We start from the raw sequence: 20,105 nt of genomic DNA, 5'->3' as shown, positions 1-20,105 counted from the left end.
TTTATTTTGTTTTATAGCGGGATGCCTTCGGCATCCCGCTATAAAACAAAGATGGCTCCAGCCTGCGGCTGGAGCCATCTTTGTTTTATTTATTTAGGGAATGTCAGCGCATCCATAAAGTGTTTCGTATAGGCTTCACCGATAGGAATGTTATGGGTTCCTATGAAAATGCGTTGTCGTTCTATGCTGTCGATTTTATCGAGTGCTACGATGTAGGATTTATGTACCCTGACGAAACGGTTGCCCAGCAACTCTTCGAAGCTACGCAGGTTTTGCAGGGTCATGATCTTCTGTTTAGGCGTTTGTATGGCTACATAATTACGCAGTGCCTCTACGAAGAGGATTTCGCTCACATCGAGGCGAACGATGCGTTTGTCGGTACGGATGAAAATGTATTTATCCTGTGGCGGCAAAGGCGCTGCAGGTCTTGCTTTACGGGATTGGGCGCGTTGTACTGCTTTCAGGAAACGTTCAAAGCTGACAGGTTTCAGGAGATAGTCGATGGCATCCTGCTCGAAACCTTCGATGGCATAATCATCGTACGCACTTACGATAATGACCTCCGCATTTTTCTGGAGTATCTGCATAAACTCGATGCCACTGAGTTCCGGCATTTGTATGTCGAGGAATACCAGGTCTACCTCCGCTGTTTTCATGAAGGCCAGGGCATCCATGGGGTTATTGAAGCTGTGAAGCAGTTCCAGCTCAGGGAGCTTTTTGATAAAAGATACCAGTACCTGCACTGCTAATGGCTCATCATCTACCACTATACACTTTAAAGCCATATGCTTACCATTGAATGTTTAAAGAAATCTGATAGGAATTCGTTTGCTCGATGATATCCAGCTGATGCTGCCCCGGATAGATGAGCTCCAGTCTTCTGCGAACATTTTCCAGTCCTATACCGCCGGTTTTATCTTTGTTATATCTTGATTTGATATTAAACACCGTAAAATTCATTTGCTGATTATCTCCGGAAATACTGATAGTTACAGGATTTGCGGCCTGATTGGTGATGCCGTGTTTGAATGCATTTTCCACGAAGGGCACCAGCAGCATCGGCGCGATGTGTTTATCTGGCATCTGGCGATCGAAGTGGACCTGTATTCCTTCCGGCATACCGGTACGGAGGCGCTGTAGTTTTATGAAGTCGCAGAGGTAATCCATTTCTTCATAGATGCTGCAACGATAATCGATGCCGTTGGGCTGTTCTACCATATAGCCCAGGAGATGTGTGAGCGTTTTATTGGCTGTGACTACTTCAGGGCTCCCTGCCAGTGCAAGGGAATAGATGCTGTTGAGGCTATTGATGAGGAAATGAGAATTCAGCTGCATTTTGAGGAAGCCGGATTCTGCCTGCTGGCGGCGTTGTTCGAGCTGTGCCCGGCGCTGGTCTTCCCGGAGCCATCGGATGAAAAGCTGTAGCGACAGGGCAGCTATGAGGATGACCAGGGCTGTCCAGGTATTATCCATGAAGAAGGAAGGAAAAGAATTATATAGCTGTATCCTCACTTTTGAAATAGTATCGAAGCGGTAACCCTGATATAGCATTTCTTTTTTGAAGACAAAAAAAGCCAGCAGGTATTTCAGCAGATTAAAAGCGAGCATGACTGGTATCACCAGCTGAAGAAATTTTTTCCAGCTTTTTTGCACCAGCAACAACTGCGCACCCCATCTGTAATAGATATAAAACTGAAAGAAATTGACAAAGCCGAGGATGCCTATCCTTATATGCAGATAGCGGAAGCTCTCTTTTGTAAAAACCGCCATGGTGAGGAAGTTCATACCATATAACACCAGCATGAACAATAGCATCAGCCCCAGAAACTCCTTTACTTCAGACCTGCTCATGATAAAGTTTTGTATGGAAGGAATAAGCGACCATGGATTCTTTTACCGGTCTGATTTCAAGATTTGCCTGGCTCATTTTGATGGAAACGGTAATACGAATATTTCCCGTAAAGCCGGATAACTGCTGCAAACGCTCTTCTGTAGCGGCCTGCATCTGCAGTGGTTCTATCAGCGTGGCTGATTCATTACCACTGCTAATTTCCAGGTCGAGCTGCTGATGCGGATAAAGATATTTTCTTAAAGTAATATAGTGCTGGAAGAAATACAGTTCTTTTTTCAGGTCTACTTTCGCTTCCGTGATTTCTTTATCATAGAGCATGTAACGCAGTAGCTCTGAAAGCAGCAATATGGCCCTGACGCCTTCTTCGCTGCGTGTGGCCTCTTCTTCCAGGATGGGGGTCAGCGCCTGCAAGTGTTGCAATAATAGCTGAGAGCCGCGGTGCATCCGTTCAAAACGAATACTGGCAGTGCTTACCGCCGATTCCAGCCCTTGCTCTGCCAGTTCCGTATTACGCCTGTTTAGAAACAATCCATATCCTATTGCCAGCAGTGCTACGCCCAGACCGGTTTTGAAGGCCTGCTTAAAATATTCTGCAAAAGTAAAATATGATTTAGGCCGGCCTATTAACGCCATTGCTTTCTGAATGACCAGGTCTTTAAACCAGGTACTGCCAATGAAATATTTCAGGAAACACCAGGCAATAACGGCTGCCAGCGCATAGGCAATCGTACGGATGTATTGCCGTTGCTGAATGGGTTTTGTCAGCAGACCGAAAACCAGCAGATAGAAGAGGTTAAAGTTAATGAACCCATACAGGATGTACCTGACAACAGTATATTCCATGGAGAAGGTAGTACGCCATCCAGCGCGCAGTTGCGGGTAGCAATAGAGTAATACCAGCGACATCCAGATGGCGCCATGTATCAGGTAACGGTATGGTTCGCGGTGATAATTCATGTTCCGACCCGATGAAATTACTATAAAGTGCCCGTTAATCCACTGTTTGGCCCAGGAATATTTTTCGTCCCTTCAGGAATCCTGATTGTACATTTTTTATCGGCGGACGTCCAAAAAAAGATAAAACTATCAAGTGTAAATGTACTTTGGTAGCCTATTCCAGCTAGTGGTATCCATAATAAAAATCAACCAACTAATCAGATGAGAAAGCTAGTATTTTTATCCCTACTATGTGCGAGCAGCTTCACTGCAGCGGCACAACAGGTGCTAAAGGGCACCGTAAAGGATTCTCTCACCCGTCAGCCCGTTCCGGGAGCTACCGTAAAAGTCATAGGTACACTGAAAGGTGTCACCACGAATGTAAATGGTGAGTTTGAACTGAATGTTCCTGCCAATGCGCAGATACAGATTTCCTCCGTTGGATTCGAGAACGTTATCCTACAGGCCAGCCTGATCAGCAAAGGTCCAGTTTTTATGAAAATCAGGGCGATGGAATTGTTAGGCACTGTTGTGGTAGGTTATGGTACCCAACAAAGGGCTACGGTTACCAATGCTATATCTACCGTGGGCGCACAGGCATTATCTTCCGAAAAAAACATCGTAAGTGATGTGGGAAAAGCACTACAGGGACGCGTTGCCGGACTTCTTGTTTCACAAACCAGCGGCACTCCGGGTCAATCACCCAATCTGCAGATCCGCGGTGCACAATCCGTTAGCGCGCTTAGCACCAATCCGCTGCTGGTAATAGACGGACTGGTGGTAGAAAACAATGCCATCAATATCAACAGCATCAATCCGCAGGACATTGAGAGTATTGAAGTACTCAAGGATGCAGCATCAGCGGCTATTTACGGCGCCAGAGGCTCCAATGGTGTGATCATCATCTCCACCAAAAAAGGTAAGATGAACAGCAAGCCTACCTTTAGTGTCAATGCCTATGATGGTAAAAACTATGTTCCTACTTCCAGGCGCATGCTCACTACAGATGAGTATAAAAGCGCTTTTGACGACGCACGCACTAACCGCATCGGCGATATCAATACGCAGTTAAGTGATCCTACCGGCCTTACCGCTGCCCAGATCAGTCAGCTGAACAATGAAAAGATAAAATTACAGGGACAGATAGATGCATTGAAAATGGGCAACAGCAGCATCGACTGGATAGACCGTATTAAAAACAAGCAGGCACAGATCAACAACATACAAGCCAGCATGAGCGGTGGTGGAGAAAAGAACTCCTATTATATGTCTTTAGGCCACTACAGCGAAGATGCTGCGATGGGTTCCGGCAACTTCGAACGCTATACCGGTAAAATGAGTCTCACCCAGATCGTGAACAGCTGGTTGAAATTAAATGGTGACCTCACCATCACCCAGGGCACTACCAAAGGCATCAACAACCCTATCGTATCAGCGTTCAATGTACGCCCGGATACACCTGAAGGACTTATCTATAATGCAGATGGCACATTGGGCTACTACGTAGGTTCTCAGCAGAATCCACTGGGGGTTATGCTGGATAATAAAAATAAAAACAAGAGTACCCAGTATGTGGCTTCGTTGGGCGGCGATGTGACGTTAACGAAAGACCTGCAATTTCACAGTGGTTTCAATCTGACTAAACTCAACTCGCTCGCCCGCGACTTCTACTCCCCGCTGAGTTACCTGGGCACCTTTAACAAAGGACAGGCCAAGCTTTCAGGATCAGATAACATGTCTTACAATTTCGACAACTATCTCTCCTATAACAAAAAGATGAAGCACCTGAATGTAAACGGTACATTGGGTTATACTTTTTACAGCTACGAACTGAATACCCTGGGCTATGATGTGATGGGCTTTCCTATCATCGACGGTATCACCGGCTCAGGTGCGGCCGCTACCTATGGCAGCACAGGTACTATAGGCAGTTACAATACTTCCAACAAAGAAATTTCTGATGCGATATTCCTTCGCGGTGGTGTAAACTGGGAAGGCAAATACATGCTGAACGCTTCTCTCCGCCGTGATGGTTCTTCTAAACTGGCGTCAGATCACCGTTACAGCTGGTTCCCATCTATCTCCGGCGGCTGGGACCTTGCCCGTGAAAACTTCCTTAGAGACAGCAGGTTGATTTCTCAGCTGAAACTACGCACCAGCTATGGTATCAGCGGTAACATGCGTGCAGTAGGCTACTGGGATGCACAAAACCTGTTGCTGGCCTCTTCCTACATGGGTACTTCTGCATTGAAGCTTAATGCTACCATCGGTAATCCTGAAATAAAATGGGAAAGGACCAAACAGGTAGATGCCGGTATTGATGCGGCTTTCCTGGCAAACAGGTTAAATATCGCCTTCGACTATTACAATAAAACCACCGATGGGCTGATGAGCAAAAATGATGTCTCCTGGGTATTCGGTGCAGCAGCTATTCCTGATAATATCGGTAATATCCGTAACAAGGGCATTGACCTGGAACTGAGCTATGGCAGCAGACCTGGCAAGTTTACCTGGAAGGTATCTACCAACCTGAACATCAACAAAAATGAAATCCTGTCGCTGAAAGACTCCCTCACCAACTATGGTACCTACATCTTTGGCGGGCCGATGTCTAAAGCCAAAGTAGGCCAGTCTGTAGGCTCCGTACAGGTGTATGAATCATTGGGTGTAGACCCTGCGACCGGCGATATGGTCTATAAAGATCAGAACAAAGATGGCAAATGGGATTCCAATGACATGATCACTGTACCTATTGCCATGCCTAAATTCATTGGCGGCACCACCGTCACACTGGGATATAAAAACTTTACACTGGAGGCACTCTTCAACTATGTAGTGGGCAACAAAGTGTATGATTACTATGAACAGAACCTGCGCAACTACGATGTAGATTATACAGGTCAGATGATCAACAAATTTGACATCGTGAATAAACGCTGGAGAAAGCCGAATGACAAGACAGATGTGCCACGCGCTATCACCGGCCCTCATGGCGCAGGTAAAACCTCTGACTGGAACTATCGCCCTTCCACGCAATTTGTTTATGACGCGTCGTATATCCGTATGCGTAATATCATGCTGAGCTACGCTGTACCGAACAAACTGCTGACTAAAGCGAAGATCACCAACATGCGTGTATATGCATCTGCACAGAACCTGTTTACCATTACCAAATACATCGGCTTTGATCCGGAAGCAGCCGCCAATTCAGGGATTGTGAGCACTAACCTGCCAAATCCGAGATCAGCAGTTGTAGGTATTGATTTATCATTCTAATCATCTCACTAATGAAAAATATACTCAGAAATATATCTCTTGCAGCAGGCCTGACATCGTTGTTTTCCTGCAGCGCCAAACTGGACAGCGTTTCGCCGGACACACAAATTTCCTTCGATAAGATCAGCAGCAGCAATCTGCCCCTGGTCGTAAATGGCATCAAGCTGGCCATCACCAATACCAATGCATTTTATCTCTACTACAGTTACCAGGACATCATGTCTGACGATGTGGAATCCATTGCCTACCCTACCTGGGAAGCCAACAATGTTTTGCCTACAGACAATGGCCTGACTTTCATGTACAAGGCACCGTATACGGCGATAGCTACTGCTAATATGGCGATTCGTTTTGGCGATGCCCACCCTGGAGATTCCACTATACGTACCCCTCTTGGAGAGGCTTATTTCCTGAGAGCATACTCCTGGATGTTATTATCAGAGCATTTTGGCGGCGTTGTGCTGGTGTATGGAGGCGAAGACCCAAGATCACGCCCCCGCAGAGATTCGCTGGGCGCAGTGAACGCACAGATAGAAAAAGACCTGCTGAGAGCGAAAGACCTGCTGCCCGATTATACGATCGGCACCAGTGCTTCAAAACAGGCAGCCCAGCTACTACTGGCAAGAATTTACCTGAACCAGGGCAGAAATGATGAAGCCCTGAGCATGGCTACTGCGGTAATCAATTCAGGTAAACTTAGCCTGACAAATAAATTCGGCGACATTTTCGTATCAGGTACTAATACTTCCGAATCACTGTTTCGCCTGAACGAAATGACATCACCTTCCAGTGATCAGTATGGTCTTGCATACAACTTCGGCCCGGGAAAAAATGCCGGTAGCACCAAAGCTGGAAATGGTAATAGCTGGATAGATTCTAATTTGGTAAAGTCTTATGATAAGAATGACGTAAGAAGAGGTTTCTTCCTGAGAAGCAAAGGAGGCAGCATATTAGACAGCGTTTATTTCCTCACCAAATTTCCGCAGGAATACAACAATTCCTACCCTATATGCCGTTATCCTGAAGCGCTGTTAATAGCCACAGAAGCCACTGCACGGAAAGGAACCATTAACGTAACCTGGTATAACCAGTTAAGAACGGCACGTAACGCCAGCACGCGACAGGTGTCAGATTTCGCCAATGCAGCCGCATTTTTAAGCGAGATAGAACAGGAACGCAGAAGAGAATTTGTAGGAGAAAGGTTACGCTGGCAGGATATGCAACGTTTTGGAAAACGTGACGCATGGCTGCAGTCTTTCGGGCAACCAGTTACACATGCACTATTACCGATTCCTGGCAGGGAAATCTTCACTAATCCAAACCTTGACCAGAACCCGGATTACACTAAATAAATAAAAAACAAACAACATACCACCAATGAAAAGAGCAGTTTATAAAATGTGGATGCCGCTGGCATTGTCAGTAACCTCACTGGCAGTACAGGCACAGCAGAACAAGGTAATAAAAGCTATTACCGTAAAGGGTACCGTTCAATTCACCGATCCTAAGAACCAGGAGCATAAAGTATGGCTGATGAAAGAATCGCTGTCCGGCAAGCCGGTAGCAGTAGATTCCTGCCTGCTGGGTGCAGACAACACCTTTAAATTCAACCTGAAGCAAGACCACCAGGGCGTATATACAGTAGATGCCTTCCATTGGGACCGTGCAAGCTTCTGGAGTGATGCCGATGTTAAAATGGAACTGCGTGGTTATGATACCGCGAAATATAAAGTTAAAATCCCGCACTATAACTATGTAGAGGGATCTTACGACAACAACTTCATCAACCTGGCGGTACTCAACAATGAATTAGGCTACCGTCGTTCTGTGGACGAGTACAACATGCAATACTATGCAAAGAAAGCCGGTGATAGCAGTGCATGGCAGAAATACATGGATACACGAAAAGTGTATAGTCCTTTCAATGAAGATTATAACCAGCGCCAGGAAGTGCTGCAACGGGCTTACCAGGACAGGCCGGTATTGATCTATGCCATCCGCGGCATGGCTGGTACTGAAGCCGGTGAAAAATACGACAAAGCGATGAAGCTGCTGGAAGTACTGATGGTGAAATATCCATGGTTAACAGAAGCTAAACAGCTGAAAGAAACCATTATCTACAATATGAAGCAGGCAATGAAGCTGAAAACAGGTCAGCCAATGCCTTCCGTGAAATATCCTACTCCTGATGGTTCACTGGCATCGCTTGATCAATACAAAGGCAAATACCTGCTGGTAGACTTCTGGGCCAGCTGGTGCGGACCTTGCAGACAGGCAATTCCTCACGTAAAAGAACTTTACAGTGCCTATAAAGACCGTGGCTTTGAAGTAGCGAGTATTTCTATCGACACTGATAAAAAAGCATGGGTAAAAGCGATGAGCGAAGAAAACATGCCATGGATGCAGTTATTATCTGACAACAAAGATAAAACTATGCAGGAATTCCAGTTCAGCGGTATCCCTACCATGTACCTGGTAGACCCTGAAGGAAAAATTCTGGACAGATATACCGGCTTCTCTGAAGAAACTGCGGTGAAAGTGAAAGAAGTTCTGGAAAAAGGTACCAAAGCAGGGGCACCTAAGAAAGCGACTTCTATCCCAATGACAAGCTTTTAATCAAACACCAACCATGAAACAATTTAGCATTATGCTGGCCGGCGGTTTACTGCTGGCTGGCTTTGCCAAAGCACAGACCACGCAGTACAAGTTTACTGCCGACCTTAAAGGACAAGGAGATTATAGGCTCTATACCGGCGTTTTAGTGGGTATGGATCGTAAAACAGATACGGCCAAAGTTCACCAGGGTGATCATTTTGAGTTTAGTGGGGAATATGCTGGTAAAGGACCTGCGCTCGTCATGATCTCTTCTTCGAGTCCTTCCGCCAAATATGAATATTCAAAAGGAGGCATGTTCATGCCGGGTCCGGGCCTGGATTTCTTCATCAGCGACAAACCAGTTACCATTGTTGGGGATGTATCGGAGATCTACAATGCAAAGGTAACCGGCGACAAACTCAACGATGAATATAATAAGCTGAAAGAGAAAACGCTGCCATACACCGCCAAAGCCTGGGAGCTGCGCAAAAAAGCAGCTGCCTTCCGCGCGCCGGCAGACAGCAATGAGCGTAAGCCACTGCTGAAAGAAGCACAGGCAGCAGCTGATGCCATTACTGCTATTCATAAGAAGTTTATAGCGGACAATCCTACATCGTATATCAGCCTGGTATTACTGCAACGCATGTACGAAGACTATGAGCTGGCAGATTATGAGAAAGCATACAAAAAGCTGACGCCTGCGTTACAGCAATCCGCCATGGGTAAGTACATTGCGGATAAAATCCAGGGGACAAAAATGACCACTGTAGGCTCTAAAGCCCCTGATTTCACCAAACAGGATATTAATGGTAAACCATTATCCCTGAGTTCTTTAAAAGGCCAATATGTACTGGTTGATTTCTGGGGAAGCTGGTGCGGGCCTTGCAGGGCAGGCAATCCACATCTGAAAGAATTATATGCAAAATATCACGCCAAAGGTTTTGAAGTAATATCTGTTGCAGATGAAAAAGCCAGTGACCTGAAAGAAGCCGTAGAACACTGGAAAGAGGCCGTAAAAAAGGACGGACTTCCCTGGTTACATGTATTAAACAACTATGACAAAGCAAAAAACGATGTCGTATCAAAATATGCAGTAACCGGTTTTCCTACCAAATTATTACTTGACAAAACAGGTAAAATAATCTTCAAGGAAGTTGGTAACGGTGACGGCTTAAATGCAGAACTGAAAAAAATCTTTGGGGAATAAAAGTTGGTTTTAATCATCATCCCCCCGATGAATGTGATTTGTAAAAGCCGGATAATTCATTATCCGGCTTTTTCGATATTATCAGGCGTATCCATTTCATCTTCGCGCCAGTCGTCGCTAAAGCCTCCCATTAATGGATGGTACATTTCATCACCACTATGCTGCGTAAATTCTATATTCAGGCTATCTGCCTGTAAATTCAGCATTTCTGTACATACTTCCAGTAATGCCTTTGCCAGGCGGCCTCTGCGATCAGGAGTGCGGCCACGGCGAATATCACACATTAATAAAGCTACCTGCCTCGGTTCTGCTTTACCACAGCGCCACACAGCCCCTTCTCCCAGTTCCCGCAAGGCTACAGTAATACGACTGACTTCTGTGGTCATAATCTCCGCGTAAGTATCTCCCATACGCTTAGCCCATCTGCGTTTAACATCCAGCGAATAGTGTCCGTTTACATCAAGTTGAAGGTAAGGCATAACAATTTTTTAGGAGCGTTAACGCAGGCAGAATCGCGATTGTTTAACATAACAGATTTTTTTCTGCAAAGGACGCAGGAAGGCCTGCGTGGCGAAAAAAAAGCAGCCTCCAGAGTAGAGGCTGCTTAACGCAAAAACTAAAAGTAACAGAAACAATCTTTACCAGCCAAAGTATGTTTTGGCGTTATTATAGCAGATATCCTGCACCATATTTCCTACGAGCTGGATATCATCCGGTATTTCTCCTTTTTCCATTTCTTCTCCCAGCATATCACAGAGCAATCTTCTGAAATACTCATGACGCGGATACGAGAGGAAGCTGCGGGAATCTGTCAGCATACCCACAAAGCGCGATAACAGCCCCATATTTGACAGCGCATTCATCTGGCGGGTCATTCCCTCCTTCTGATCTAAAAACCACCAGGCGGCCCCGAATTGCACCTTTCCGGCTATACTACCATCATTAAAATTGCCCGTCATGGTAGCCATCAGTTCATTATCAGCCGGGTTGAGGTTATAGATAATGGTTTTGGTGAGCTGGTCTTTGGTATCCAGGCGGTCGAGGAAGCGCGCCAATGCGCGGGCCTGACTGAAATCGCCGATGGAATCCCAGCCGGTATCGGGACCCAGCTGCTGCATCATGCGGGAGTTGTTATTACGCAGGGCACCCAGGTGATATTGCTGTACCCAGCCGGTACGCCAGTCCATCACGGCCAGTTCGAACAGCAGTGCTGATTTGAGCTGACGCAATTCCGTAAACGTAGCATTTTTGCCGGAGCGGATTTTGCCGAAGATCGCACGAACTTCACTTTCCGTATAGTCGTCGGCGTAGATTTCTTCAATACCATGATCAGAAACCGTGCAGCCGTTGGCGGCGAAGAAGTCGTGACGCGACTGCAACGCCTGCAGCAAATCGTCGTAGGTATGGATACTGATATTCGCTGCTGCGGCCAGTTTATCCAGGTAGCGGTTGTAATTATCCGGGTTATCGGCGTTCATGGAGGCATCCGGGCGGAAGGCCGGAAACACACGTATATCCAGGTTTTCCGCTTTCATCTGCTGATGATATTGCAGGTCATCGGCAGGATCATCGGTTGTGCAAACCACTTTCACATTACGGCTGCGCAGGAGGTTGCGCACGCTGTGGGAAGGTTGTTGCAGCAAAGCACTGCTATGGTCATAGATAGCGCGGGCGCTGTCTGCATTTAATATGTCGTTGATACCAAAGTAGCGTTGCAGCTCGAGGTGCGTCCAGTGGTACAGCGGGTTACGCAGCGTTTTGGGAACGGTGGCGGCCCATTTTTCAAACTTGTCGTAGTCCGTCTGGTCACCGGTGCAGTAACTTTCATGTACACCGTTGATACGCATGGCGCGCCACTTGTAGTGATCTCCGTATAGCCATGCCTGTGTGATATTTGCAAAACTGGTATCCCCTGCAATCTGTGCTGGTGGCAGATGGCAATGGTAATCTATTATCGGCATATCCCTGGCAAAATCATGGTACAGCTGTTCTGCCGTACGGGTATTTAGCAGGAAATTCTCATCCAGGAACTTCTTTCTCATCTGTGATTCTGATTTATATTACAATGAAACCCCACGCTTCCAGGGTATAAAATCATCCTGACCATTGATTACTGATTTCGCCTGGATATTTCCGCTGGCTACTTCTATCACGTAGTCGAGTATACGCTGTCCGGCTGCTTCGATGGTTTCTTCCCCATCGATAATAGTACCGGTGTTGATGTCTATGATATCAGGCATATGCTGATATAGTTTGGTATTGCTGCTGAGTTTCAGCACCGGCGCAATAGGGTTGCCGGTAGGCGTACCCAGACCAGTGGTAAACAATACGATATTGGCGCCGCTGCCTACTTCTGCGGTGGTAGACTCTACGTCGTTGCCTGGCGTGCAGAGGAGGTTAAGCCCCGGCTTCGTTACCTTTTCGGGGTAGTCCAGTACGGCAGCCACCGGAGAGGTGCCCGCCTTTTTAGCGGCACCGGCCGATTTGATGGCGTCGGTGATGAGGCCATCTTTGATATTCCCCGGACTGGGGTTCATATCGAAGCCTGATCCGGCTTCTTCTGCACGCAGTGCATAGGTACGCATCAGCGAAATAAAGCGGTCGGCATCGCCGGTGGTTACACAACGATCGCTCATTTCCTGTTCCACACCACAGAGCTCCGGAAACTCCGCCAGTATTACCGATCCACCCAGGGCTACCAGCAGGTCGCTGGTATAGCCGATGGCAGGATTGGCAGAAATGCCGGAGAAGCCATCAGAACCACCGCATTCGAGGCCGATACACAGCTTACTCAGCGGGGCAGGCTGACGGCCGTTTTCATTGGCCTGCATCAGTCCTGCAAAGGTTTGTTTTATGGCGTTGGTGATCAGCAGGGATTCCGTGCCGGTTTGTTGCTGATCAAGGATGTATAGCGGTTTTGCGAAGGCAGGATCACGCTTTGCGATCTCTTCCTGCAACATACTGATCTGGGCATTCTGGCAGCCCAGACTTAATACCGTAGCACCGGCAACGTTGGAATGGGTGATGTACCCTGCCAGGAGGCCGCAAAGCGTTTGTGCATCCTGTCTGATACCACCGCAGCCGCCTTCATGCGTGAGGAATTTTATACCGTCAATATTTGGGAAGATACGAGTGCTGTTGTCATGGGCAGCAGCCTCCGTATACGTTGTTTCGAGGATGGCGGCTGTGCCTTTTCCTGCCTGCTGCTGCGCGATCAGCTGCTGCATGAAGCCGGCATATTTATCAGGTTTGGCATAGCCCAGTTCTTTCAGCATGGCGACTTTCAGTACTTCCACATTCCTGTTTTCACAGAATACCATGGGAATCACCAGCCAGTAGTTGGCCGTACCTACGCTGCCATCTGCGCGATGGAAGCCGTTGAAGGTGCGGTCCTGGAATTGCGCTACCGCTGGCTGATGCCATGCAGTCCTCCTTTCCGGCGATAAAGAATAGCCGTTGGCAGCATGGTGTACGTTGGTGGTGCTGATACGCATACCAACAGGGATATCTGTATTGGCGCGGCCTACGAGTACGCCATACATGGTAATGGCATCACCTGCACGTAGGTCGGTGGCAGTAAATTTATGTTTGGCTGCGATACGTTCCTTCAGCGTGTATTCAGTACCGTTATACGATATACTGGTACCGGCTTCCAGGTCTTTCAGTGCTACGATCACATTATCGGCAGGATGTACTTTTAAAACTGTGTGCTTCATTTGCTATGATATGATTATCTCTGCGGCTACTCTTTCCAGATAGGCGTTTACACCTTCCCGCTGTAATGCCAGCAGCATGTTGGTAACTGTTTTTGTGAGCCCGGGTACCGCTGTGTTCAGGTTGGTTCCCCATACATTGCTATCAGACAGGCTCTTCTCTGCTACTGTCTCTGCAGGATGCTGTGTCCATAAATCTGCGTAGTAAGCAGCAAACGGATCATCTGCCGCAGGCGATTTCATAAATAACAGGTGGGCAGCAAAACCTAATGCCATCAGCGCAGGTACATGATCAGTATGTTGCTGGTACTGTAACAGTGCCGGCACCACCCTTGCTTTTAGTTTGCTGGTATAGTTGGCACAGATGCTCACCCATTTATGCTCTATATACGGATTACGGAAACGATCGAGCACAGCTACCGCAAAGCGTACCGCCGCATCATGACGTATATGCTTGTCTGTTATAGCGGTCACTATTTCGTGCAGCATAACACCCTCTATGTATGCAGCCATGGAATCGTTTGCCATAGCGGCCTTCACCGTATCGATGCCTGCCAGATGAGCAAGGCCACAGCTCAGTGTATGCGCCCCATTCAGCAGGCGCAGTTTCAGCTCCCGGAAAACGTTGATATCAGGAGCAAGTACAACACCGGCATCTGCACCAGCAAAAGATAATACTTCCTTCACACGCGGACTGTCAGTTTCAATCGCCCAGAGGCGGTAAACTTCCGTCATGATCAGCAGCTCATCTTCATAGCCGGTATCAATATTGGCAGCACCAGGAATGATACTATCTACCAAAGAGTTACAGAAATAGTTATGCTGTTCCAGCCAGGTGATAAAGTCCGTGGGCAGCTGGTTATAGGCTGCCAGTTGCAATATTGTCGCTTTCAGCAGCGTGCCGTTGTCGACGATCAGTTCTGCCGGAACGATCACCATACCACTTTCTTCGCTACCATTAAAATGCTGGTAACGCCTGTAGAGAAAAGCGAGTAGCTTACCGGGATATGATGCCGGTGGATTATTATGAATAGATTCTTCCACGTATGCAATCCCTACTTCAGTAGTATTGGAGATGACCAGCTGCATATCCTTGCTGGTAGCGCAAGACAGGACCTCTTCCCATTGTGTGGTGGCCGTGAGTACGCGGCTGATACTTGCATTGATGATATCCTCCGATACTTTTCTGCCACCGTCTATACCACGGATACACTGCGTATAGAGGTTGTCCTGTTTTTCAAAACCACCGGTATCTCCTTTAGATGTAGATTTTATAACTACTACCCTGCCGTTGAACAGGCCCTGTTTATTGGCTTTGTCGATAAAAAAATCCGGCAGACCACGCAGCAATACACCTGTACCAAACTGCAATACTTTTTCGGGGAGTGCCAGCAATGCTGCGTCAGGCACCTGTAACTCAGGCTGAAGGCGTAAGTCAGCCAACAGTCCTTTGGATAATTTCATGATCGTTCTTTTTGCTATTTGCGCATTAATTCCACTTCATTGGAGGCAAGGATATAGGCTCCTACTCCTTTGGCATCGTTGTCGATTACCTTCTCGCTGAGATAGTATTCATAGCTGCCATCACGGTAAGGGTTTCCTCCCAGTCCGGCTACACTTACCGTACCGGAGAGCCGCAGGTCCCCTTCCGGGTTTTTATGAATAAACTGTTGCTGAATACCACTATACCCTTTTTTCACGACTGCCTTATACGAATCAGGCAGGTATCCTAACCTCACTCCTTTCGCCAGCGCATATACGAACATGCAGGACCCGGAAGACTCTACATAATTCCCTTTACCATCTTTTTTGTCGAGCACCTGGAACCAGCAGCCGGTGGCGGGGTCCTGGTATGTTTTAACGGCAACGGCTGTACGTTTCAATATCTGTATCAGGCTATCTCTTCCCGGATGATTTTTAGGGTAATATTCCAGTGCATCTACCAGTGCCATGGCATACCATCCCATGGCGCGGCCCCAGAAGTTGGGTGATTGTCCGGTCGATTTATCCGCCCATTTCTGCTCGCGGGATTCGTCCCAGCCGTGATAGAGCAGCCCCGTTTTTGCATCGCGGGCATGTTGTTCCATCAGTACAAACTGGCGGGTGATATCATCAAAAGCGCTGTTCTCCCCTGTCATGGCCGCATATTCCGCGTAAAACGGTTCGCCCATATAGAGTCCGTCCAGCCACATTTGCCAGGGGTAGCGCTGTTTATGCCAGAAGCCCCCGTCGTGTGTACGTGGTTGCCCACGCAGCTGCTCGCGGAGCTGATCCGCTGCCAGCTTATATTTAGGATCTTTAGTTTCTTTGTAGAGGGTGAGCAGCACACGGCCATTCTTCACATTATCGATATTGTAATCCTGCAGTTTGTAGGTACGGATATGTCCCGATTCATCAACAAACAGGTCCATGCTCTTTTTGATATAAGCCATGTATTTTGGGTCGCTGGTACGTTTGTACAGGCCTGTAAAGCCTTCCAGCACTACGCCTTCATCATAGCTCCATCTAACCGGTACACCGGGCGTTACAGAAAGGGAGTCTTTCCATATCCGCATACAGGTGGCCGCCATTCCTGCCGCACCGCTCTGGGCGCAGGCATACATCGATTGCAGTGATAAGACTGCAGCTATCAGTTTAACTTTAGAACGCATGATCCTCATTGCTTTTTTGTTTCGCATCACGATAACGGCAGTTATCGAAGGTGATATCGTTGGCATTACGTTTAACCAGTGCTTCTTTTCCCGCACTCGTATGTACGTATACGTTAGAGAAGTGAATACCACTGGCTTCCAGGCAGCTGATACCTTCTTCTGCCTGTATTGTCATATTGCGCATGTTGATATTGCTGATAGGCATCTCCGGTAAACCACGGATAAACACTGCTTTCTTCGCGCTCTGGCAAACAATATCTTCTATATAAAAATTACGGAACACAGGAGTAGCCTCCGTTACCGGCTGCGATTCAATTTTCGGACCATTTCTTTTTTCGCCAGGCAAAGGCACCGGGTCTTTGGCAGCATAATACATATCGAACAGAATGGCTTCTGCCGGAATATCTTTCATGTTAATACGTGCTACATAGATATCTTCCACTACACCACCTCTGCCTCTGGTTGTTTTAAAACGCAGGCCGATGTCGGTACCGAGGAAAGAACAATCCCATACGTAGATATTTTTGGCTCCGCCAGACATCTCACTACCAATTACAAATCCGCCGTGCGCATGGTATACGGTGCAATTGTTCACGATGAGATTTTCTGTAGGCTTACCTCTCTTTCTGCCCTGTTCATCACGACCGGATTTAATACAGATACCATCATCGCCTACATCGAAAGTGCAATCCTGTATCTGGCCGTAGCTGCATGATTCCAGGTCTACCCCATCACCATTTTGCGCATACCAAGGGTTTTTGGCGTAGATGCCGCGTAAGGTGATATTTTCACATAACAGCGGGTGCAGGCACCATGCCGGGGAGTTCTGGAAAGTAACACCTTCCAGCAGCACACCTTTACAAAGACTGATGCTCACCATGTTCGGACGCAGGAAATCTTTGATGGCTGCGAAATCAGCAGGCTGGCTGCCCGGTGTGATCACGCCGGGTGATTTAGTTTGTGCACCCTGGTAAGATAATTCAGATGGATACCAGGTAACACTGTCGGGGCCTAACATGCCGCCACTGCGTACGAGGTTTTTCCACTGTCCTTCGGTTTGTTTATCTTTTTTCACAATGCGCCATGCGTCGCCGCCTCCATCGATAATACCTTTACCGGTGATAGCGATATTTTCCTGACTTACTGCAGAAACCGGCGCCTGGCAACGCATAGCGGCCACGCCTTCGTAGGTGGTAGCCACCAGCGGGTACTGGTCAAAATCGGTGGCAAACTGCAATACAGCATTGGCTTCGAGGTGCAGGTTAACATTACTTTTTAATACGATCGGACCGCTTACCCATAAGCCGGCAGGCACTAAAACTACACCACCGCCTTTGTTGCTGCAGGCGTTGATGGCGTCGTTGATGGCTGTTGAATTCAGCGTATAGCCGTCTGCTTTAGCACCGAATTTGCGTATATCGAAGGTATCGAGTCTGAAGTGAGGCACATAGATCACCGGCAGCTGCCAGGCATATTTGCCCTGGAATGGTGTCTTACGCAGATAAGCCGTCAGTGGCAGTTTCAGGTCGGTGATTGCACCAGCTACCAGCGCGGCGATTTTAGTAGCGCCGTATTCGGTGAAGTGGGTATTATCTTTAAAACCTTCCGGTAATGATTTGTAATGACCGGCAGGAATTGTTTTATACATTTTTACGGAAGCGGAATCGCCCATGGCGTTTACCATGTCGAAGCTACTTTTCTGCAGGTCTATCAGCGGCACGCTCATGGCTTTCGCTACGTTACGTACTACCACCGGGTAGTCGCCGTGGGTATCTACCAGCTGGCCTTTTTCAAACTTGCGGCGTGTCACCGGCGTGATCAGCACCGGGATGGCGCCTTTGGCGCGGGCTTCTTTCACGAAGCGCTCCAGGTTTGTTTTATAGGCGCCGAATGGAGCTGCAAAGCGGGTGCTATCTTCTTTCTTGGCGTCGTTGTGGCCAAACTGTATGAATACATAGTCGCCACTTTTCAGCTGCGACAATACGGTATCCCAGCGGTGTTCATCGATAAAGCTTTTGGTACTTCTGCCATTCACCGCGAAGTTGCGTATATCCGTTCCGTCTTCGAAGAATTTAGGAAAGAGTTGTCCCCAGCCTCTTTCCGGATTGTCTTCGAGCGGTTTGTTGGCCATGGTACTATCTCCAATGAGGAAGATAGTCGGTTTGGAGGCCGTTGGCATCAGCCCTATCAGCGATATCAGTAAAATCTGTAATAATTTCATAGCGTTGGTCTCCTAGTTATATTTTTCGTTCTGCTTAAAGGTATCCTTGTTGGTAACGGCGTCGATCTGGTCCTGCGGGATAGGTCTTACGGTATGGTAAGACTGGAAGAACTTCGCTGCATCCGGGTTGTAGGTATTGATCCTGTCGCCCAGCTTGTTGGTACGTTTGAGATCGAACCAGCGTAATTGTTCGCCGGACAGCTCCCTGGCTCTTTCATCGAGGATGAAGTCGAGGCTGATATTTGATGCATTGATAACCATATCTGCTTCTTTACCGGGGATGGCTGCACGTTTGCGGATCACGTTGATATAGTCTGCCGCTTTGGCGCTGTTGCCCAGTTTAAACTGTGCTTCTGCCGCTATCAGGTACATCTCTGCCAGTCGGATGATAAAGGCATCTCTCGCACTTTCTTCTTCGTTCATGGTAGCGCGGGTAGGATCATCAAATTTTTTCAGGGAGATATAATGTGTACGATCTTTTCCGGCACCATCGGCAGCATATACGGCATTGCGGTCGTAGAGGGTATATTTTGTAGTAGCCGGTAGCGGGTATTTGCTGCAGTATACGGCAGTATCGCCGAGTTTCAGGCTACCAGTCGGGTTGTTACAAAACCAGACCTGTTTGAAAGAAGCATCGAACCTGGAATCTGCATTCTCATTGAAGAGGTTTATCAGGAACAGCGTAGGCATGTAACGGTTAAATGGTCGCATATTGGCGATATCGCGTGTCATGCCTTTCTGGTCATCATATTTCATGCAAAACATCAGGTGGCCGTTGTTGGCGCCACGGGAGTGCCCGTTCGGGAACAGGGTTGCATCGAGGCGATCATCAAACACGAGGTTCTTCATGTAATTCACCGCCCAGATGACTTCCTTGTTGACCAGGTTATCCATGCGCCAGAGGTCCGCATATTTGGCCTGTAAGGCGAAACCATAGCTGGTAATCACTTTATCTGCCAGGTCTGCCGCTTCCTGGTTTTTGCCGCGGGTAAGGTACATTCTTGCTTCGAAGGCTTCTGCTGCCGGCTTGGTAACGCGACCGTAATCGGTGGTGGTAGTGGGCAGGTTAGCTACGGCATAATCCAGGTCGCGGAAGATCTGCGCGTAGAAAGTATCTACGGGTGTTCTGTTGGCAGTGGTTACAACACCTTTGGTTTCCTCGAGCGTAAAATGCACGCCTCCCCAGGTTTCCACGATGTGCCAGTAGTAGAAGGCACGGAGGAAGTGTAGTTCTGCGGAGCGCACTTTCTTTTTATCCTCCGTAAGTCCTGCTTTGTCGATCCTTCCCAGGCCGGCATTACAGAGGTTTACGGCGGCGTACAACTGCTTCCAGAGGCCACTCATGACAGCGTTGCTGGCTTGCAGGTTATTATAGTTCGTTATATCAGGATATTTATCACCGGTACCGCTGGTCCAGATATCAGTACCCATTTCAGACAGCTGGTAACCTTCTTCTTTACCGTACCACCAGCGGTTATAGGTGTATGCGGCATTTACGAGCGACTCAAAACCTTCCGGGGTGGAAAATACCGCATCAGTGGTGGTACCGCCTGGATTGTATTCCGTCAGTTGTTTGTTGCAGGCGGCAAGAGAACCTGCCAGCGCCGCCATGATAATATATTTATTAAACCTTTTCATAATTGCTGATTAAGAA

The 20,105-nt window shown here is 47.7% G+C and carries 14 protein-coding genes; 4 read left to right on the top strand and 10 right to left on the bottom strand.

Going from position 1 to position 20,105, the window contains the following annotated elements:
* Positions 1 to 89: 89 nt before the first annotated feature.
* The 3 genes from F3J22_RS18790 to F3J22_RS18780 are packed head-to-tail and all read right to left on the bottom strand — an operon-like array spanning position 90 to position 2,809.
* Positions 90 to 785 carry a LytTR family DNA-binding domain-containing protein gene (locus F3J22_RS18790; protein WP_167019480.1) on the bottom strand — a complete coding sequence of 232 codons (696 nt, stop codon included), beginning with the start codon at positions 783 to 785 and terminating at the stop codon, positions 90 to 92.
* Positions 786 to 789: 4 nt separating this feature from the next.
* Positions 790 to 1,851, bottom strand: coding sequence for a sensor histidine kinase (locus F3J22_RS18785; RefSeq protein WP_167019479.1), 1,062 nt, complete (start codon positions 1,849 to 1,851; stop codon positions 790 to 792).
* A complete protein-coding gene (locus F3J22_RS18780; RefSeq protein ID WP_167019478.1) occupies positions 1,838 to 2,809 on the bottom strand; it encodes a histidine kinase in 972 nt (323 codons plus the stop codon). The genes F3J22_RS18785 and F3J22_RS18780 overlap by 14 nt, the downstream gene beginning before the upstream one ends.
* Before the next feature lie 201 nt (positions 2,810 to 3,010).
* On the opposite strand from F3J22_RS18780, the gene F3J22_RS18775 reads away from it, so the two are divergent.
* From F3J22_RS18775 to F3J22_RS18760, 4 genes are read left to right on the top strand one after another with little or no spacing between them, the layout of a single operon-like run.
* Positions 3,011 to 6,064, top strand: a complete 3,054-nt coding sequence (locus tag F3J22_RS18775) for a SusC/RagA family TonB-linked outer membrane protein (protein WP_167019477.1) — start codon at positions 3,011 to 3,013, stop codon at positions 6,062 to 6,064.
* Positions 6,065 to 6,075: 11 nt separating this feature from the next.
* Complete coding sequence (locus F3J22_RS18770; protein WP_167019476.1) at positions 6,076 to 7,416, top strand: RagB/SusD family nutrient uptake outer membrane protein; 1,341 nt, start codon at positions 6,076 to 6,078, stop codon at positions 7,414 to 7,416.
* A 25-nt stretch (positions 7,417 to 7,441) separates the two neighbouring features.
* Entirely contained in the window at positions 7,442 to 8,680 is a 1,239-nt protein-coding gene (locus F3J22_RS18765) for a TlpA disulfide reductase family protein (RefSeq protein ID WP_167019475.1), read from the top strand.
* A gap of 13 nt (positions 8,681 to 8,693) precedes the next feature.
* Entirely contained in the window at positions 8,694 to 9,866 is a 1,173-nt protein-coding gene (locus F3J22_RS18760) for a TlpA disulfide reductase family protein (RefSeq protein ID WP_167019474.1), read from the top strand.
* Positions 9,867 to 9,925: 59 nt separating this feature from the next.
* Here the strand turns inward: F3J22_RS18760 and F3J22_RS18755 are convergent, their stop codons facing one another.
* From F3J22_RS18755 to F3J22_RS18725, 7 genes are all read right to left on the bottom strand, one after another.
* Positions 9,926 to 10,345 carry a tautomerase gene (locus F3J22_RS18755; protein ID WP_167019473.1) on the bottom strand — a complete coding sequence of 140 codons (420 nt, stop codon included), beginning with the start codon at positions 10,343 to 10,345 and terminating at the stop codon, positions 9,926 to 9,928.
* Positions 10,346 to 10,504: 159 nt separating this feature from the next.
* A complete protein-coding gene (gene uxaC, locus F3J22_RS18750; RefSeq protein ID WP_167019472.1) occupies positions 10,505 to 11,908 on the bottom strand; it encodes a glucuronate isomerase in 1,404 nt (467 codons plus the stop codon).
* A gap of 18 nt (positions 11,909 to 11,926) precedes the next feature.
* Entirely contained in the window at positions 11,927 to 13,582 is a 1,656-nt protein-coding gene (locus tag F3J22_RS18745; RefSeq protein WP_167019471.1) for a UxaA family hydrolase, read from the bottom strand.
* Positions 13,583 to 13,585: 3 nt separating this feature from the next.
* The gene (locus tag F3J22_RS18740; RefSeq protein ID WP_167019470.1) at positions 13,586 to 15,043 is read right to left on the bottom strand and encodes a tagaturonate reductase; all 1,458 of its coding nucleotides are present in this window, start codon (positions 15,041 to 15,043) and stop codon (positions 13,586 to 13,588) included.
* A gap of 14 nt (positions 15,044 to 15,057) precedes the next feature.
* Positions 15,058 to 16,230 (bottom strand): glycoside hydrolase family 105 protein, encoded by a 1,173-nt coding sequence (locus tag F3J22_RS18735; protein WP_167019469.1) that lies wholly within the window; start codon positions 16,228 to 16,230, stop codon positions 15,058 to 15,060.
* Positions 16,220 to 18,451 (bottom strand): glycosyl hydrolase family 28 protein, encoded by a 2,232-nt coding sequence (locus F3J22_RS18730; protein ID WP_167019468.1) that lies wholly within the window; start codon positions 18,449 to 18,451, stop codon positions 16,220 to 16,222. Before F3J22_RS18730 ends, F3J22_RS18735 begins: the two co-directional genes overlap by 11 nt.
* Before the next feature lie 12 nt (positions 18,452 to 18,463).
* Positions 18,464 to 20,089 (bottom strand): RagB/SusD family nutrient uptake outer membrane protein, encoded by a 1,626-nt coding sequence (locus F3J22_RS18725; RefSeq protein ID WP_167019467.1) that lies wholly within the window; start codon positions 20,087 to 20,089, stop codon positions 18,464 to 18,466.
* Between the last annotated feature and the right edge of the window lie 16 nt (positions 20,090 to 20,105).

Source organism: Chitinophaga sp. Cy-1792 (genome assembly GCF_011752935.1).
In the GTDB taxonomy this organism is placed as follows: Bacteria; Bacteroidota; Bacteroidia; order Chitinophagales; family Chitinophagaceae; genus Chitinophaga.
This window is presented reverse-complemented; position numbering and strand designations above follow the sequence as displayed.

What these genes read in the sequence shown, in the direction of transcription:
- F3J22_RS18745 (WP_167019471.1), bottom strand. Translation starts at nt 13,582, where the DNA reads ATGAAGCACACAGTTTTAAAAGTACATCCTGCCGATAATGTGATCGTA.
- F3J22_RS18760 (WP_167019474.1), top strand. Translation starts at nt 8,694, where the DNA reads ATGAAACAATTTAGCATTATGCTGGCCGGCGGTTTACTGCTGGCTGGC.
- F3J22_RS18775 (WP_167019477.1), top strand. Translation starts at nt 3,011, where the DNA reads ATGAGAAAGCTAGTATTTTTATCCCTACTATGTGCGAGCAGCTTCACT.
- F3J22_RS18740 (WP_167019470.1), bottom strand. Translation starts at nt 15,043, where the DNA reads ATGAAATTATCCAAAGGACTGTTGGCTGACTTACGCCTTCAGCCTGAG.
- uxaC (WP_167019472.1), bottom strand. Translation starts at nt 11,908, where the DNA reads ATGAGAAAGAAGTTCCTGGATGAGAATTTCCTGCTAAATACCCGTACG.
- F3J22_RS18790 (WP_167019480.1), bottom strand. Translation starts at nt 785, where the DNA reads ATGGCTTTAAAGTGTATAGTGGTAGATGATGAGCCATTAGCAGTGCAG.
- F3J22_RS18765 (WP_167019475.1), top strand. Translation starts at nt 7,442, where the DNA reads ATGAAAAGAGCAGTTTATAAAATGTGGATGCCGCTGGCATTGTCAGTA.
- F3J22_RS18735 (WP_167019469.1), bottom strand. Translation starts at nt 16,230, where the DNA reads ATGCGTTCTAAAGTTAAACTGATAGCTGCAGTCTTATCACTGCAATCG.
- F3J22_RS18730 (WP_167019468.1), bottom strand. Translation starts at nt 18,451, where the DNA reads ATGAAATTATTACAGATTTTACTGATATCGCTGATAGGGCTGATGCCA.
- F3J22_RS18725 (WP_167019467.1), bottom strand. Translation starts at nt 20,089, where the DNA reads ATGAAAAGGTTTAATAAATATATTATCATGGCGGCGCTGGCAGGTTCT.
- F3J22_RS18785 (WP_167019479.1), bottom strand. Translation starts at nt 1,851, where the DNA reads ATGAGCAGGTCTGAAGTAAAGGAGTTTCTGGGGCTGATGCTATTGTTC.
- F3J22_RS18780 (WP_167019478.1), bottom strand. Translation starts at nt 2,809, where the DNA reads ATGAATTATCACCGCGAACCATACCGTTACCTGATACATGGCGCCATC.
- F3J22_RS18755 (WP_167019473.1), bottom strand. Translation starts at nt 10,345, where the DNA reads ATGCCTTACCTTCAACTTGATGTAAACGGACACTATTCGCTGGATGTT.
- F3J22_RS18770 (WP_167019476.1), top strand. Translation starts at nt 6,076, where the DNA reads ATGAAAAATATACTCAGAAATATATCTCTTGCAGCAGGCCTGACATCG.